The sequence below is a fragment of the Streptomyces sp. NRRL S-31 genome, assembly GCF_000718775.1.
Taxonomy (GTDB): domain Bacteria; phylum Actinomycetota; class Actinomycetes; order Streptomycetales; family Streptomycetaceae; genus Streptomyces.
Genome location: NZ_JOCB01000016.1, coordinates 48,528 through 63,921 on the forward strand (window position 1 = coordinate 48,528; position 15,394 = coordinate 63,921).

Below are 15,394 nucleotides of genomic sequence, written 5' to 3' on the forward strand. Positions count from 1 at the left end.
GGCCGGGGAAGCCGCCGTGATCTACGCTCGGAATTGAAATTGACTTTTCAATGAGGGGAACGCATCATGCTGACTCGCTCCTGTCGATCCGGCATCTCGACCATCTCGGCCCGCACGCGTCTGAAAAAGCCGGCCCCGTCGGTGATGAGGCGGTGACGGAGCCGGTAACGACAGTCCAGAATTCCAGACAGGGAATGGTACGCAGGGTTCTGCCCCTGGGCCTTCCCCTGGCCATAGGCTTCGTCGCACAGCTCGCCATCTCCTTCACCGACGCCGCGCTGGTGAGCAGGCTCGGACCGGACGAGTTGGCAGGAGTCACCCTCGCGCTGAGCGTTTTCAGCGCGACCATGCTCTTCGGTCTGGGCATCGTCACTGCGGTCACCCCCAGACTGGCGGCCGGCTACCGCGCGGCCGACACGGGCGCCGTACGCACCTGGTTCGTGCAGGGCGCGTGGCTCGCGGTACTCGTCGGGATCCTCGGCACGGCGGTACTGCTGAACACCGGGAACATCCTGACCTTCATCGGGCAGAACCCGCGGACAGCGGGCATCGCGCAGGACTACAACCAGGGTGCCGCCGTCGGTCTGCCCCTGTTCCTCCTCTACGTCGACGCCCGATGCCTGCTGACCGGCATCGGCCGGCCCAGGCCGGCGACCTGGGTGATGCTGGCGGCCGTCCCCCTGAATCTGGCCCTCGGCTACGCACTGACGTTCGGTGCCGGCCCGATACCGGGCCTGGGCGTCTTCGGAGCCGGGCTCGCGAGCACACTCGTCCGGGCCTTCATCGTCCTCGCCGTCACGGCGCTGCTCCTCACCGGCCGGCTGCGCGAACTCGGGCTCGGACACGCGCCGCTCGCCCCCCGCCTCCCCCTGCTCGGCGAACTGCTGCGAGTGGGCTCCTGGATCGGTGTGCGCATCCTGCTCGGAGAGGGATTCCTCCCCGTACTCGCGTTCTTCGTGGGCCGCTTCGGAGCCGACGCGACCGCCGCCCACGCCATCGGTCTGCGGCTGGAAACCCTGGTGGTCGTCTTCGCCCTCGGCTTCTCCGGCGCGGCGACGACCGTCGCCGCCTGGGCCCGGGAGGACGGCGACCGGCGGGCCCTGCGGGACCTGCGGTCCGCGCTGCTGACGATCGGGCTCTGCTACTCCACCGGCCTGTCGGTGATCATCCTGGCCTCGTCGGGCTTCATCACCCGGGTGCTCTTCGGGCTGCACGACCCGAGGGCGGAGAGCATGGTGCGCGAACTTCTCCCGCTCGTGATCGCCTATTTCGTCATCGACACGCTCATCACCCTGTCGATGGGATACCTGGTGGGCCTCTCGGACACCAGAACTCCCACGATCGTGGTGGGTGCGGGCTACTGGATCATCGGTCTCGGAACAGGCATCCTCCTGAGCGAACTGACACCCCTCGGATTCCACGGCCTGTGGCTCGGTGTCATCCTCGGCGGATGCGTCATCGGGACATATGTCTTCGTGCGGATCGGACGGCATATCGCCACCATCAAAAGCACGTGAAAAAGGGGAGACGCACATGCCGAACCCGAAATTCTCGGACCTGGCCGACATCGGTACCGACATACGTGACGTCGAGAGCGACATCACGACGGACGACAGGATCGCCGCGTACATCCGCAGGAGTGACCGGCTGGTACCGGAAACGCCGAGGCAGCAATTACGCATCAAACGCAAATGGGAGCTGGAGAACTCCCGGCTGCGCGCACGTCCCCGCATGCACCCGAGCGAGATCCGGACCTGGCAGCTCGACCGGCTGCGCGCCCTCGTCGACGGGGCCTACGCGACGGTCCCGTTCTACCGGGAACTGTACGCGGCCGTCGGGTTCGAACCGGGGGACATCGTCACCTGGTCCGACTTCGAGCAGCTGCCCGTCGTCGACAAACGCATGCTCGTCGAGGCGGGCGTGAGCGAGGAGACGAGGAAGGCGGCCGGGACACGGACCGTCCACTCGGCCCGCACCTCCGGCTCCAGCGGACTCAACCTGACGATCCTCCAGGACAACGCGAGCACCGACTACCGGGTGCTGCTGAACATGCGCCACGCCGAACTCGCCCTCGGCCGCGCCCTGAAGCCGGACGACTGGCGCTACCAGGTGTACTTCGCCGCCGAGCGGCTCACCTCGCTGCTGGGCGCCTACCCCTACGTCACCGTCGCCCAGGAGTGCCCCACCGACGTCCTCCTGGAGAACCTGGCCCAGGTCCGCCCCCAGGTCATGCTCTGCTTCCCGAGCTATCTCCAGCGGCTCGCGGAGGAGAACGTCGCACTCGACGCGCTCGGCGTGGAGACGATCATCACCAACTCGGAGCGCAGCAGCCGGGAGGAGCGGGAGAAGTACTCCCGGATCTTCCGGGTCCCGGTGCTCGACGAGTACTCCTCGGAGGAGTTCTCGCTCATCGCCTACGAGTGCCGGGAGCGCCACTACCACCTCGTCGAGGACAGCGCGTACATGGAGGTCGCCCAGGCCGACGGGACCGGGTTCGGGCACATGGTCGGCACCTCGCTCGGCAACGCGTTCATGCCGTTCATCCGCTACGACCAGGGGGACATCGTCCGCCTCGCGAACCCCGACGCCACCTGCGGGTGCGGTTCCCGCTTCCGGATGATCGACGCGTTCCGGGGCCGCGAGGACGAGAAACTGCGCGACGGACGGAGCCGAACGGTGCCGGCCGACGCCGTTCTAGGCCTGTGCGACCGGACCCTGGTCGTCGAGGAGTCGAACGTACTGCAATACCAGATCGTGCAGGTGGCACCGGACCGCATCGAAGTGCGCCTCCAGTTGTCGGACCCGCGCAAGGACACCACGGACAACGCGCTCCTCACCGAATTCGTCCGCGAGCTCTCGTCGCTGTTCATCCACGAGGACATGCGGGTCGACGTCGTCCACGTCGGCGCCTTCGACACGTTCGTCTCCGGGAAACGGCGCCTCATCTACGCCGAGGGGGCTTGGACGCGTGACTGACACGGACGGCGACGCCCTCCACACGGCCGGGGCGCCGGACAAGTGGGCGAGGTTCCGGACCGAACTCTTCGAACTCGGCGCCCGACAGGAGGCGTACGAACGCTCCGTCATCAATCTGATCGCCAGTGACAACGCGGTGCCGGGGTGGCGGGCCCGCTCGCTGCCCTACGCGGGCGACATGATCCAGGAGGGAATCGTCGGCAAGCGGCCCTTCGCCGGCGCGGCCCTGCACAACGAACTGGAGCGCGTCGCCGCGGAGATCGCGTGCGAGGTCTTCGGAACGGATCACGCGATTCTCCAGTCCCATTCGTGCAGCCAGGCGAACCAGGCCGTCTACCAGGGCCTGCTGCGGCCCGGAGACCGCGTGCTCGCCCTGCGGTTCCGCGCGGGCGGGCACCTCACGCACGGCATGCGGGCGAACTTCTCCGGCCGTGACTACGCGTTCGGGTTCTACGGGGTCGGGCCGGACGGACGCATCGACTACGAGGAGGCACGCCGCACCGCGAAGGAGTTCCGCCCCCGACTGGTCATCTGCGGTTCGTCGTCGTACCCGTGGAGCTACGACCTGGACGAACTGCGTTCCCTCTGCGACGAGGTCGGCGCGTATCTGCACCTCGACCTGTCACACGAGGCGGGGCTGATCGCGGGCGGCGCCTTCGCGTGCGACCTGCGGGCCGCCGACGTGGTGACGATGTCGCTCGACAAGACGCTCAGAGGACCGCACGGAGCCGCCCTGCTGTGCCGTGCCGAGCTGGCCGACCGCATGGACGCCGCGGTCCACCCCGGCACCCAGTCGAGCTTCCCCATCCGCAGGCTCACCGACGCGGCGACGGCGCTCCTGGAGAGCCGGACGGCCGCCTTCGCCGAGTACGCGGGCCGCAGCGTCGCGCTGGCCCGGGCGCTCGGTCGGCGCCTGCTGGCGCACGACGCACGGGCCGTCGTCGGCGGCGGCACCGACAAGCACTACCTGCTGCTGGACACCCGACGGGTCTTCGGGCACGACGGGCGCGGCGCGGAGGCGCTGCTGGAGGAGCTGGGCGTGCTCACCAACCGCCAGTCGCTGCCGCACGACCCCTCCGACCGGTTCAGGGACGCCGGCGGACTGCGGCTGGGCACGGCCTGGCTCTCCTCCTGCGGCTACACCACCGAGGACGCGGAGGAACTGGGCGAACTGGTGGTGCACGCGCTCTCGGGCCGGGACCGCGACACGTGTGCCGCCGCGTTCCGCGAGCTGACCGGCCGGCACCGGCCGGGCGATGTGCGCGGCATGACGGAATTCGTCCCGGCGGCGAACTGATGGGGGACCAATACGTGAAGACACTCACGGACTACGAGCAGATAGGTTTCCTCACCGAGGCGAACCTCGCGGACGGCCACGCCTACCAGGGGCTCACCGCCGGCCAGGAGGTGATCGTCGACCGGCTCGGCAACGCCTGGCGGAAGTCCGAGGCGGAGTCGATCCCCGAATCGGAGCGGCGCTACATCGACCGGTACGCGGAACTGATCGGGTCGGCCGGACTCCGGGCGGCCCCCGGGCATCTGATCCTGCCGACCGCGTCGAACTCGATCGACCTCGTCGCCGCGTATCTGACCCTCACCGGCAAACGCGTCCTGCTGACCCGTCCCACCTTCGACAATCTCGCCCTGATCCTGCGCCGGCGCGGCGCGGACCCGTCCCCCGTCTCCGAACGGGAGATCTCCGACGGCGAGTCCCTCGCCCGCAGACTCCCCGGCACGGACGTCCTGTTCCTGGTGAACCCGAACAACCCCACCGGCACCAACCTGTCCGAGGAGGTCTTCACCGCACTCGTGCGCGGGTGCGTCGAGCACGCCGTCACGATCGTCATCGACGCCAGCTTCCGGCTGTTCCACCCGCAGACCTGGGACGCCTACCGCGTGCTCCAGGATCTCGGCGCCTCGTACATCGTCTTCGAGGACACCGGCAAGATCTTCCCGACCCAGGACATGAAGGCCAGCCTCCTGTCCTGTTCGGCCGAGCACCGCGCCCCGCTGCGGGAGATCTACAACGAGATCTACCTCTGCGTCTCCAAGTTCACCCTGCGGGTCCTCGGGGACTTCTTCGAGGAAGCACGTGTCACCGGCCTCCACCGGTCCGTCCACTCCCTCGTCGCGCGGCGGCGCACCCGGCTGCGGCAGGCGCTGGGCGAGGACCTCGTCGAGCGGGAGGCCCGGTCGAGCCGCATCAGCGTGGAGTGGCTGTCCACGGCGGGCACCGGCCTCGACGACCGGACCGTCGTACGGGAACTGCGCGGCCACGGAGTGGGCGTGCTGCCCGGACGCGGGTTCTTCTGGGACAACCCGAACGCCGCGGACAGCACCCGCAACGTGCGGGTCAGCCTCATGAAACCGGACGGCGAGTTCGAGCGCGGACTCGCCCTCATGGCCGAGTACTTCGACAAGGCGGTGCGCCGGTGAAGATCGTGGTGTCCGGCCGGTCCGTCCCCGAACGACTCGCCGAGTACTGCCGTCGGCGGGGCATCGTCGTCGACCACGTGGACGCGCCGCCCACGGAACAGGAGCTGTGCCGGCGCGTCCGGGACGCCGACCACTACCTCCTCGGTGGTGACGAGAAGCTGTCGAGGGCCGTCCTGGAGTCAGCGCCCTCCCTCGGCTGCGTCTCCTTCATGGGCACCGGCGCCGGCTCGTTCGTCGACCTCGACGCGGCGCGCGACACAGGGGTGCGAGTCCTCACCACACCAGGGGTCAACGGCGTCGCGGTCGCGGAGTTCGCCCTCGGACTGGCCGTCGGCCTGATGCGCCGGGCCCTTCCCGACCTGCACGACCGCGAGCGGCCGTCCCGGACCTCCACCGAACTCACCGGGGCGACGGTCGGCATCCTGGGCCTCGGCGCGACCGGCGCGGCACTGGCCGGGATGCTGGTGCGCGGGTTCTCCTGCCAGGTCCTCCACCACTCCCGTACCCGCAAGGAGCGGGACGAGAAGGCGCTCGGACTGACCCGCGTCGGCCTGACGGAACTGTTCACACGCAGCACCACGGTGTTCGTCTGCTGCTCTCTGAACGAGGAGACGACGCACCTGGTGGACGACCGGCTCCTCGGCACCGGGCCCACACCGCGTTACCTCGTCAGCACCGCCGACCCCCGGGTGATCGACCCCGACGCCCTGCGCCGCGCCCTGGAGACGGGCGCCCTGACCGGCGCCGCGCTGGACGGCTACTACCGGGAACCCGTCCCGGACCCGGCTGACGACCCCCACGGACTGCTGCGTCTGCACGGCACCTCGCTCTTCGTCACCAGCCATATCGCCGCGTCCTCCGCGACGTCCTGGAGCCGGATGGAGAACGCGGCCGTCGACAACCTGCTCGCCGTCCTCGACGAGGAGGCGCCATGAGCGGCGAGGCGGCCCGGGCCCTGGTCGAACGGCTGAGAACCTTCGTGCCGGACGGCTGCCTGGTCCTGCCGTCGTCACCGCGGTACGAAGCGGCCCGGCAGGTGTACAACCGGATGCACGACCACCGGCCCGCCGCGATCCTGCGCAGCCTCGACGAGGCCGTGCTGCGCAAGGCCCTCACCGGCGCGGCCGCGCTCGGCGTCCCCGTCGCGGTGCGCGGCGGCGGCCATCACATCGGCGGGTTCTCGACCGTCGACGGCGGCCTGGTGATCGACTTCTCGGTGTTCCGGGACGTCGCCTACGACCCGGACACCCGGACCGCCCGGGTACGGCCCGGAGCGCGCCTCGGCGACCTCGACGCACGGCTCGCCGCGTACGGCCGCTGCGTTCCCTCGGGCACGGTCAGCGACACCGGGATCACCGGACTCACCCTGGGCGGCGGGATCGGATGGCTGGTGGCCGGTCACGGACTGACCTGCGATCACCTGAGCGGTGCCCGCGTGCTGCTCGCCGACGGCCGGATCCTGGAAGTGTCGCGCGACCACCATCCCGACCTCTTCCACGCGCTGCGCGGCGGCGGGGCCGGGGCCTTCGGGGTCATCCTGGAACTGCGCTTCCGGACCCTCCCGCTGCCCCGGATCACCGCCGGTTCCGTACGCTTCCCGCTGGACCGGGCGGCCGACGTGCTCCACCGGATCCATGGACTGCTGGAGGAACGCACACCCACCTCACTGACGCTCGCCCCGGCCCTCGTGCACCGCGACGGCGTGCCCGAACTCTCCGTCGACCTGTGCTGCCACGGCGACGCCCGGGAGACGGCCCTGGAAACGGCCCGGCTCAGGAAGGCGACCGGGGGTGACTGGTCGGACGTCGTGGAGCGGGAATACCCGCACTGGCAGGCACACTTCGACTCGTCCTTCCTGCCGCCCCTGCGCGGGTACTGGAAGTCCACCCACTCCACCCGCCTGGCCTTCGACCCCGACCTGATCACCGGCGCGCTCCGCGCCGCGCCCACCGCCAGGTGCTCGGTACTCCTCGAGTACTTCAACACCGACACCCTGCACGCCCACGCCGACGGATCCGCCTACCCCCTGCGGGAGTCACGGATGGGCGTCCTGCTGTCGGCGAGGTGGCCGGACCGGGCGGAGGACGACACACACGTCCACTGGGGGCGCACCTGGGCCGAGCGGCTGCGGTCCGGGCACGACGGCGTGCGGGCGTACTCCAACTACTCCGACGCGTCCGACTCCCACGCGAGCCTGTCCGGCGGCGACCGGAGGCTCTCCGACGCCCTCCGACGGCTGGAGGAGACGTACGACCCGGGCCGCCTGTTCGCACGAGGCCACCGGGCCGGGCTCGCCGAGAGCCGCGGACCCCGGACCCGCGTGGCGGCCGAGCACGGCCTCCGCTCCGCCGCCGATTGACCGGCGCACCGCCACCACCGCCCCCGTCGCCGGCAGCGGCGTGCCGCCCACACCGCGTCAGGCGGGCCCGGACTCCTCTCGGGGCAGGGCGCGCATCAGCAGGCCGGCGGGGTTGTTGGTCGAGGTCATGACGCCCCGTACCCGTGCTCCGGGCACGGGGTCCAGCCGCCATCGGCTGACCACGGCTGCGGTCACCACCGTCATCTCCATGCGTGCGTAGGGCTCCCCGACGCACAGGTGGCTTCCCGCGCCGAACGGGACGAACGCGCCGCGCGGGACGGGCGGCCGGTCGGGCAGCCAGCGGTCCGGGTCGAAGCGGAGGGGATCGGGGAACAGACGCGGGTTCCGGTGCAGGACCAGGGCGCTGAAGATGAACTCGGTCCCGGCGGGGAAGCGGTGGCCGCCCAGTTCGACGTCGGTGATCGCCCGCCGGATGGTCATGCCCCCGGGGTTGCGCATGCGCAGGGCCTCGTCGAGCACGCGGCGGGTGTACGGGAGCCGGGCCGGTTCCCCGGGTGCCGGGGAGCCTGCGGCCAGGTGCCGGACTTCCCGATGGAGTTCGCGGTCCACGTCCGGGTTCCGCCCGAGCTCGTGGAAGAGCCAGGCCAGGCCGCCGGCGGCGGTCTCGGTGCCGGCGACCAGCAGCGTGATGACCTCGTCGTGGACCTGTTGGTCGGTCATGGCCCCGCCGTCGGCGCCGTCCTGGGACGCGAGGAGCATCGACAGCAGGTCCGGCTCGTCGGTCCGGGGCTCCTCGCGCCGGGTGCGGATGAGGTGGTCGATGGCGCGGCGCAGGCGCCGGTGGGCCTCCGCGAGCCGCCGGTTGCCCGGGGTCGGGAGCCGGTGCCACAGGTCGATGGGGTCCAGGACCCGGGTGTACATGCCGCGCAGCACGATGGGCATGGCGTGGTGGATGTCGGCGCTCAGACTGTCGTCCAGCGCGGTGGAGAACAGGGTCGCGGTGACCACGGACAGGGAGAGGTCGTGCATCTCGCGCGTGACGTCGAGGACTTGACCGGGCCGCCAGGAAGAGGCCCGCTCGTCGGCGATCCGCGCCATGGTGCGGGCGTACGCGGCGATCTGGCGGCTGTGGAAGGCCGGCTGCATCAATCGCCGCTGGCGGAGGTGGAAGGAGCCCTCGGACGTGGCCAGGCCCTGGCCGAGGTAGTCGTGGAGCTTCTCGAAGGAACGGCCCTTGGCGTACCGGGCCGCGTCGGTGACCAGCACGCGGTGGACCAGCTCCGGGGCGGCCAGGACGTAGGACGGTCTGGGCCCGAGGTGGACGGCCACCAGACCGTCGTAGGCGGTCAGGGTGTCGAGGAACTCCAGGGGGCGGCGCAGCAGGGGGAGGGCATGACCGATCACGGGCATCCGGCCGGGAGCGACCGGCGGGGCGGGGTGGGTGACGGAGGTGCTCATCGGCGTCCCTTCGGGCGAACGGGCCGGCGGCTCGGCCGACGGAGGTACCGGCATGCGTGGTAAACGCGCCCGAGCCCCCTATGGTTCTGCCCGCCCGCTCGGCCCGGTAGCCCCGGCCGCCGGTACTACTCGGTGCCGACACCGCGCAGTGTGGCGAGCACCAGGGCCCGGGCGACGGTGACGATCTCACTCACGCGGACCTGTTCCTGGGGGCTGTGTGCGAGGCGTACGTCGCCGGGGCCGTACTGCAACGTGGCGATCCCCGCCCCGGAGTACAGACGCAGGTCACTGCCGTAAGGGGCGCCTCGCTCACCGGGTCGCGGGCCGCCGGTGACATCGGCGTGCGCGTCGCCGACCAGGGCCGCGAGCGGGTGCCCGGCCGGCAGACGTCCGCTGGCGAACTGGCCGCCGGACCACGTCACCGTGGCAGGGTGGGAGCGCAGCCAGGGGTCGGCCGCGCAGGCTTCGGCCACGCACGCCTCCAGTTCGGCGCGTGCCCGTGCCGGATCCTCGCCCAGCCGGACGCCCAGTCGTCCCTCGGCCACCAGCAGATCGGGCACGCTGCTGGCCCAGTCGCCGGAGTGGACGGTGCCGACGGACAGCGGGTAGGGGATGGGGTATTCGGACATGAGCGGGTCGGTGTCGGCGTTGCGGCGGGCCTCCAGACGGGCGAGCGCGCGGTGGACGGGCAGATAGACGTCGATGGCGCTCACCCCCGCGTACCTGGTGCTGCCGTGGGTGGCACGGCCGGGCACTTCGATGCGGAAGGTCAGGGCGCCCGCGTTCGCGGTCATCAGCGCGCCGCCGGTCGGTTCGGCGATGATGCAGGCGTCGGCGGTGTGGCCGCGCCGGAGGGTGCCGAACGCTCCGAGTCCTCCGTCCTCCTCGCTGACGACGAAGTGCGCGGACACCCGGCCGCGCAGCCGTGCACCCGACTCCCGTATCGCGGCCAGGGCGGCGAGTATCGCCACCACGCCCGCCTTCATGTCGCACGTTCCGCGGGCGTGTACCGCGTCCCCGACGACCCGCGGACGGAACGGGTCACCCTCCCACTGCGCCAAGTCCCCGGGAGGGACCACGTCGACGTGCCCCTGGAGGACCAGGCTCGGCCCGTCCCCGAGGTGCCGAGTGCCGCCCACGAGCCCCCACGCCTCCGTGCGCGGGGCCTCGCAGCCCGGAAAGCCGGGATGCGCACGCAGTTCGGGCAGGTCCATGGACCACAGGTCGACGTCGAGGTCCATCCGCTCCAGATGCCGGGCCAGGACATGCTGGAGTTCGGACTCCGCGGCGCTGCCCGTCACGCTCGGAACAGCGACGAGTTCCAGCAACAACCGGGCGATGGCCGACTCGTCGACCGCGGCCAAGGCGGACGCTTCCACATTGCTCAGGCTTGCCGTCACCACAACGCTGCTCCCCGGCACATGACGTCAGGACAAGCCGGAGACTATGTTCGGCGAGCGACGCAAGCAATCGCCAATTGCTGTTGAGCGGCACCGTTTTCTTGCGATCTCGGCGGGCCTGTGGATGTTTCTTGCGCGCCCACCGCCTCTCTGACCTCTGGAGTGACGTCATGGACGCCATCGACGAAGCGATCATCCGCTGTGTGCTGCGCAACGCCCGCGCCACGTACGCACAGATCGGCCAGGCGGCCGGGTTGTCCGCGCCCGCCGCCAAGCGGCGTCTCGACCGCCTGGTGGCCACCGGCGCGATCCGCGGCTTCACCGCTCTCGTCGATCCTCAGGCACTGGCCTGGCACACCGAGGCATTCGTCGAGGTCTACTGCACCGGCAACCCCACCCCCGCCGAACTGCGTCACGCCCTGGAGGACATACCCGAGGTCGTCGAAGCCTGTACCGTCTCGGGCGCCGCCGACGCGGTCGTCCACATGCTCGCCAGGGACATCCCCCACCTGGAACAGGCCATTCAACGTGTGCGCGCCACCGCCCCTGTCGAACGGACCGAGAGCGCCATCGTGCTCTCCAGACTGCTGAACCGGCCCCGCCTGTGACGCGAGCCTCGGCCAGCGCGGCGCGGGGCTGGCCGGCCGCGCCGAGCAGGAGGGCGGTCCAGCCCCCGACGACGTCTATGCAGGCGGGGGCAGGATGACAGTCATGCAGCGCATCGAGTTCCTCAACCACCCCATCAGCGAAAGGGACGCAGGGACAGCGGTCGGTTGTTCCGTGGTGATCGACGGCTCGCCCGGTTCACGCCTGGAACTCGGTGAGATCGATGGCGTGAACGCGCAGCGGATAGCCGTACACCGGATGTGTCGTCTCAAGCTCGGGCACCATGCCGAGCTTGCGGATGACGTTCTCGGAGGCGTCGTCCCCCACCTGATGGATGCTGATGACGCGGTCCACGCCGCGGTCCTGGAGGGCGAACTCCAGTGTGGCGTGCGCGGCTTCGGACGCGTATCCCTGGCCCCAGAACTGTGATCCCAGTCGCCAGCTGATCGCCACGGCGGGCATCACCTCCGGCAGGAACTCGGGCACGGACAGTCCCGTGAAGCCGATCAGCTCGCCCGAGGCCAGCAACTCGACGGCGAAGAGCCCGAAGCCCTCCTCGTCCCACTCCTCCTCCCAACGCTCGATGGCCTCGGCCGTCTGGTCCAGGTCGTGCACCGAGCCGTCGTCGATCCATCGCATGACCCGAGGGTCCGCGTTGATCTCCGCCATCGGCGCGAGGTCGCCGTCGTGCCAGCCACGGAGGAGGAGACGGGGTGTGAAAATCTCGATCATTCGCCCATTCTGCCGAAGGAACGCGCCTCATCCGCAATCTGCTCCGGCCGGTCGGCCGCGTGCTACGAGAGGCGAGGTGCGGGACATGCGGTCAAGCGGACCCGCGTCCGCCGCGCCGCCAGGACACCACCCTCGCCCGGGCCCGAGGGATCGGCCGCTCAGCGGACCTGCCACTCGCCAGTCGGCCCACCCCCTGGCGCATGTCTCATGCGGTGGGCACACCGCGGGGATCACGGGCCGTCAGCCCCTGCCGGAATCGATCATCCGGGAAACCGGGAGGCGCTCTACCGGCGGACCGCCGAGATCAGGCCGCCGGGCCGTTCCTCGGCTTGCGGCGGGGTGCTGATCGGGCGGCCGTAGGCGGCAGCGCGCTCGCGCAGGGTGTGACTTTCGGCCTCCCAGCCGTACCCGGCCAGCCAGCCCACCGGATCGTCGGGCATCTCCGAGACCCACATGGACGCCGCCGATCCCGGCGCGGCATCCGCGCCGAAGCGCTCGATCACGCCGCGCGAGCCCAATGTCAGCCCCATCCGACTGCCTGCCGCCGACTGCGCGCCGATCCGGGCCAGCAGCAGCTCCACCGCGTCCTCGGGCAGATAGATCAGCAGTCCTTCGGCGATCCACACGGTCGGTACGGCGGGGTCGTGCCCTGCGGCGGTCAGCGCGGCCGGCCAGTCCTCACGCAGATCCACCGCGACGGTGATCCGCTCGCAGCGTGGGACGGCCCGCTCCTGACGCAGCACCGCAGCCTTGAAGTCCAGTGGGGCGGCGGTGTCGACCTCGAACAGCCGGGTGCCCTCGGGCCAGTCCATCCGGAAGGCCCGGCTGTCCATGCCGGCGCCGAGCAGCACGACCTGCCGGACCCCGGACGCGGAGGCCTGCCGCAACAGGTCGTCGAGGAACTTCGTCCTGATGACGATGGAGTAGGAAACGGCGAGCCGGCGGCGTCGCGCGGCCTCGTCATCGGGCAACGGCGGAGAGGAGGGCCATAGACCGCCGGCTGCGGCGAAGGCCTGTGCCAGTGGGTCGCGGAACAGCGCGTTCTCCCGCTCGGTCTCCAGCGCCCGCACCCTGGCCACCCCCAACGCCGTGGCCCACACTCCCGACGGCCGCACCCGCTCCCGCTCCTCAGTCACCACGCCAGCCTATTAGGCGGAGACCAATGGTCACCCGGCCGCTCCACCGGGCCGGGAGGCTCGACGGGTCAGTTCTGTTCTTCGACGCACATCGGACCCCGATTCGGGAGGGTGTCGAGGAACCTCGCCAGAAGGGCGTTGAACTCGGTCGGCTGCTCCATGTTGGGGAAGTGCGCGGTGTTCTCCACGGACACCGCGCGGCCGTCGGGTACCGCGTGGACCAGGCGCTCAGCCATCGCAATGTGGTCGCTCACGTCGAGGGCACCGTTTATCGCCAGAACAGGGACGTCGATGGACGCCGCACGCTGCCAGGTCCGCGGAACCGGCACGCGATGGTCTGGTTCGCCGGCCGTGTGCTTGGAGATCGTCCGGAACGCCATCGCGCGCAGGCGGTTCGCGACGTCCGTATCGACATCACCGAGCGAGCGGTGCGGGCCTGCCGCGAAGCGCACGTGCCCGTTCAGCCAGCCCTCGATGTCGCCGGCCGCCAGTGCCTCGTTCTGCTCCCCGAGGACCTCCAGACTCCAGGGATCCTCGAAGTACGGTTCGCTCGTCCCCACACCGCTGACGACCACGGCGCGGACCAGTTCGGGATACTCCAGCGCGGCGTCGACCGCGGTACCCCCGCCCATCGAGACCCCGACGAGCACCGCCGGCCCGACATCGAGACGGCGCAGCAGCGCTGCCAGATCGTCGGCCGGACGAAACGGCCGGGTCGCGTTCGAGGAGGCGCCGTGTCCGCGGGCGTCCGGTGCGATGACCCGGTAGCGCGGGGCGAATGCCCCTATCTGGGCGTCCCACATGCTGTGATCGAAGAACCCGGCATGGAGCAGCACCAGCGGAGGCCCCTCGCCGCTGTCGCGATAGGCGAGGGAGCCGTCAGAGGTCACGAACGAAAGCATCTCGGGGTGCTCGGCGGAGACAAGCATGACAACCAAGGTGTCATCATCGTGGAAAGTTGGCAACCAAGTGTCATCCTCAGGAAGCGACAGCCGCCGCCACCCCACTGCCGCCCGACGAGCCCGCCGACCGGCTGACGGAGATATCCGTGCTGGTGGGGCCGCTGCACCGGCGAGTGCACCGCAAGGTGGAACAGGCGAACCGCCCAGCACGAGGGCCGTGAACTCCCGTCGTAGTACGCTGTTCAACCGTTGGGTTCCAAGGCTCCGGGAGGCGTCTGTGGCGCTGGAGGCTGCCGGAGTCTCGCCCGAGGAGGAATCCCTCTACCGGATGCTCGTCGCGTCCGGCCTGGCCACCCAGGGGGACATCGCCCAGCGGGCCCTCCTGACCGACGCGGAGACCGGTCGCGTCCTGGACTCGCTGGTCGCCAAGGGCCTCGTCACCCACACGGACGGCACACCCAGGGTGTACCGCCCCGCTTCGCCGGAGGCGGCGCTGCTGCCCCGCCTGAAGCGCAGCGCCGACGCGCTGGATCTGGCCCGGTCCGAGGCGGCACGGCTCGTCGAGTCCTACCGGGAGACGATGCGCCGGCACGACGCCGGCCAGCTGCTTGAGGTGATCACCGGGGCGGAGGCCCTTCGCCAGCAGCTCCGGCAGATCCAGTCGGGCGCACGCCACGAGATGCTGTGGTTCTGCAAGGCCCAGTACGTGGCCATGCCGTCGGGCAGCAACGCCGAGGAGTACGAGGCGCTGGCCCGGGGCGTCCGGTACCGGGTGCTGTACGAGAAGGCGTTCTTCGACGACGAAGGCGCCCTGGAGAACGTGGTGGCGGGTGTGCGGGCCGGCGAGGTGGCTCGTGCCGTACCGCACCTGCCCCTGCGCCTGGCCGTCGCCGACCGCGCCGTCGCCGTCTTCCCGCTCGTGGCCGGCGGGCCGCACGGCAGCCCGGAGGAGCCGACCACGGCACTGGTCAGGGACAGCAATCTGCTCGCGGCCCTGATCGCCCTCTTCGAGTGCTACTGGCAAGACGCCGTCCCCCTGGACATCGACGGCGACGGCATGCCGGCCGGTGACGACGGAGCGGGCCCGGCGGACACGCTCCCGGCCACCGACCGCAAGCTGCTGTCGCTGCTCGTGGCGGGAGTCGCCGACAAGGCGATCGCCTCGCAGATGGGGCTGAGCCGCCGGACCGTCCAGCGCCGTATCCAGGCCATGATGGAGCGCGTCGGCGCGGTGACCCGTATGCAACTCGCGTGGCAGGCGTCCCGGCGCGGCTGGCTGTGAACAGCACGCCCGGCGGTCCGGCACGCCCGTCGGTCGGGACACACGCGCCCCCGCACACGAGGTGCATGAGCACGTGCTCGTCGCCGAACGAGTCCCGCCCCGCGGCCTCGCCGCCTCGCCGCGTCGTCGCCGCGCGCGGCGGGCGC

13 protein-coding genes and 1 pseudogene are annotated in these 15,394 nt (G+C 70.8%); 9 read left to right on the forward strand and 5 right to left on the reverse strand.

Annotated features, from left to right (window positions below):
* Nucleotides 1-194: 194 nt before the first annotated feature.
* Genes IF37_RS0109385 through IF37_RS0109410 form a run of 6 tightly spaced genes read left to right on the forward strand, consistent with a single transcriptional unit; the run spans nt 195 to nt 7,771 of the window.
* Entirely contained in the window at nt 195-1,517 is a 1,323-nt protein-coding gene (locus tag IF37_RS0109385; protein WP_030739165.1) for an MATE family efflux transporter, read from the forward strand.
* Between the two features lie 16 nt (nt 1,518-1,533).
* Nucleotides 1,534-2,976 carry a phenylacetate--CoA ligase family protein gene (locus tag IF37_RS40760; protein WP_052845058.1) on the forward strand — a complete coding sequence of 481 codons (1,443 nt, stop codon included), beginning with the start codon at nt 1,534-1,536 and terminating at the stop codon, nt 2,974-2,976.
* Nucleotides 2,969-4,273, forward strand: a complete 1,305-nt coding sequence (gene glyA, locus IF37_RS0109395; RefSeq protein WP_052845059.1) for a serine hydroxymethyltransferase — start codon at nt 2,969-2,971, stop codon at nt 4,271-4,273. The genes IF37_RS40760 and glyA overlap by 8 nt, the downstream gene beginning before the upstream one ends.
* Nucleotides 4,274-4,287: 14 nt before the next feature.
* Nucleotides 4,288-5,412, forward strand: a complete 1,125-nt coding sequence (locus tag IF37_RS0109400; protein ID WP_158727316.1) for a pyridoxal phosphate-dependent aminotransferase — start codon at nt 4,288-4,290, stop codon at nt 5,410-5,412.
* Nucleotides 5,409-6,347, forward strand: a complete 939-nt coding sequence (locus IF37_RS0109405; protein ID WP_030739176.1) for a D-isomer specific 2-hydroxyacid dehydrogenase family protein — start codon at nt 5,409-5,411, stop codon at nt 6,345-6,347. The genes IF37_RS0109400 and IF37_RS0109405 overlap by 4 nt, the downstream gene beginning before the upstream one ends.
* Nucleotides 6,344-7,771 (forward strand): FAD-binding oxidoreductase, encoded by a 1,428-nt coding sequence (locus tag IF37_RS0109410; RefSeq protein ID WP_052845060.1) that lies wholly within the window; start codon nt 6,344-6,346, stop codon nt 7,769-7,771. The genes IF37_RS0109405 and IF37_RS0109410 overlap by 4 nt, the downstream gene beginning before the upstream one ends.
* 57 nt (nt 7,772-7,828) lie before the next feature.
* Here IF37_RS0109410 and IF37_RS0109415 read toward each other — a convergent pair whose 3' ends face one another.
* The gene (locus IF37_RS0109415) at nt 7,829-9,190 is read right to left on the reverse strand and encodes a cytochrome P450 (RefSeq protein ID WP_030739181.1); all 1,362 of its coding nucleotides are present in this window, start codon (nt 9,188-9,190) and stop codon (nt 7,829-7,831) included.
* Nucleotides 9,191-9,315: 125 nt separating this feature from the next.
* Nucleotides 9,316-10,569: an ArgE/DapE family deacylase gene (locus IF37_RS0109420; RefSeq protein ID WP_030739184.1), complete on the reverse strand. Its 1,254-nt coding sequence runs from the start codon at nt 10,567-10,569 to the stop codon at nt 9,316-9,318.
* 191 nt (nt 10,570-10,760) lie between these two features.
* On the opposite strand from IF37_RS0109420, the gene IF37_RS0109425 reads away from it, so the two are divergent.
* On the forward strand, nt 10,761-11,198 hold the full coding sequence (locus IF37_RS0109425) for an Lrp/AsnC family transcriptional regulator (RefSeq protein WP_030739188.1): 438 nt from the start codon (nt 10,761-10,763) through the stop codon (nt 11,196-11,198).
* Between the two features lie 196 nt (nt 11,199-11,394).
* Here IF37_RS0109425 and IF37_RS0109430 read toward each other — a convergent pair whose 3' ends face one another.
* The 3 genes from IF37_RS0109430 to IF37_RS0109440 form a co-directional block, all read right to left on the reverse strand.
* Nucleotides 11,395-11,928 (reverse strand): GNAT family N-acetyltransferase, encoded by a 534-nt coding sequence (locus IF37_RS0109430; RefSeq protein WP_030739191.1) that lies wholly within the window; start codon nt 11,926-11,928, stop codon nt 11,395-11,397.
* A 284-nt stretch (nt 11,929-12,212) separates the two neighbouring features.
* Complete coding sequence (locus IF37_RS0109435; RefSeq protein ID WP_037856105.1) at nt 12,213-13,028, reverse strand: class I SAM-dependent methyltransferase; 816 nt, start codon at nt 13,026-13,028, stop codon at nt 12,213-12,215.
* Between the two features lie 104 nt (nt 13,029-13,132).
* A complete protein-coding gene (locus IF37_RS0109440) occupies nt 13,133-13,993 on the reverse strand; it encodes an alpha/beta fold hydrolase (RefSeq protein ID WP_052845064.1) in 861 nt (286 codons plus the stop codon).
* A gap of 29 nt (nt 13,994-14,022) precedes the next feature.
* Here IF37_RS0109440 and IF37_RS45620 point away from each other — a divergent pair.
* Together IF37_RS45620 and IF37_RS0109445 are read left to right on the forward strand one after the other, a co-directional pair.
* Nucleotides 14,023-14,163 (forward strand): annotated as a pseudogene (locus tag IF37_RS45620) (MarR family transcriptional regulator); the annotation flags it as partial.
* An 80-nt stretch (nt 14,164-14,243) separates the two neighbouring features.
* Complete coding sequence (locus IF37_RS0109445) at nt 14,244-15,248, forward strand: LuxR family transcriptional regulator (protein ID WP_030739199.1); 1,005 nt, start codon at nt 14,244-14,246, stop codon at nt 15,246-15,248.
* Nucleotides 15,249-15,394: the final 146 nt, after the last annotated feature.

Bases quoted from the DNA above. Each gene is read 5' to 3' on its own strand.
- IF37_RS0109385 (WP_030739165.1), top strand. From the start codon at position 195: ATGGTACGCAGGGTTCTGCCCCTGGGCCTTCCCCTGGCCATAGGCTTC.
- IF37_RS40760 (WP_052845058.1), top strand. From the start codon at position 1,534: ATGCCGAACCCGAAATTCTCGGACCTGGCCGACATCGGTACCGACATA.
- IF37_RS0109415 (WP_030739181.1), bottom strand. From the start codon at position 9,190: ATGAGCACCTCCGTCACCCACCCCGCCCCGCCGGTCGCTCCCGGCCGG.
- IF37_RS0109440 (WP_052845064.1), bottom strand. From the start codon at position 13,993: ATGCTTGTCTCCGCCGAGCACCCCGAGATGCTTTCGTTCGTGACCTCT.
- IF37_RS0109410 (WP_052845060.1), top strand. From the start codon at position 6,344: ATGAGCGGCGAGGCGGCCCGGGCCCTGGTCGAACGGCTGAGAACCTTC.
- IF37_RS0109425 (WP_030739188.1), top strand. From the start codon at position 10,761: ATGGACGCCATCGACGAAGCGATCATCCGCTGTGTGCTGCGCAACGCC.
- IF37_RS0109430 (WP_030739191.1), bottom strand. From the start codon at position 11,928: ATGATCGAGATTTTCACACCCCGTCTCCTCCTCCGTGGCTGGCACGAC.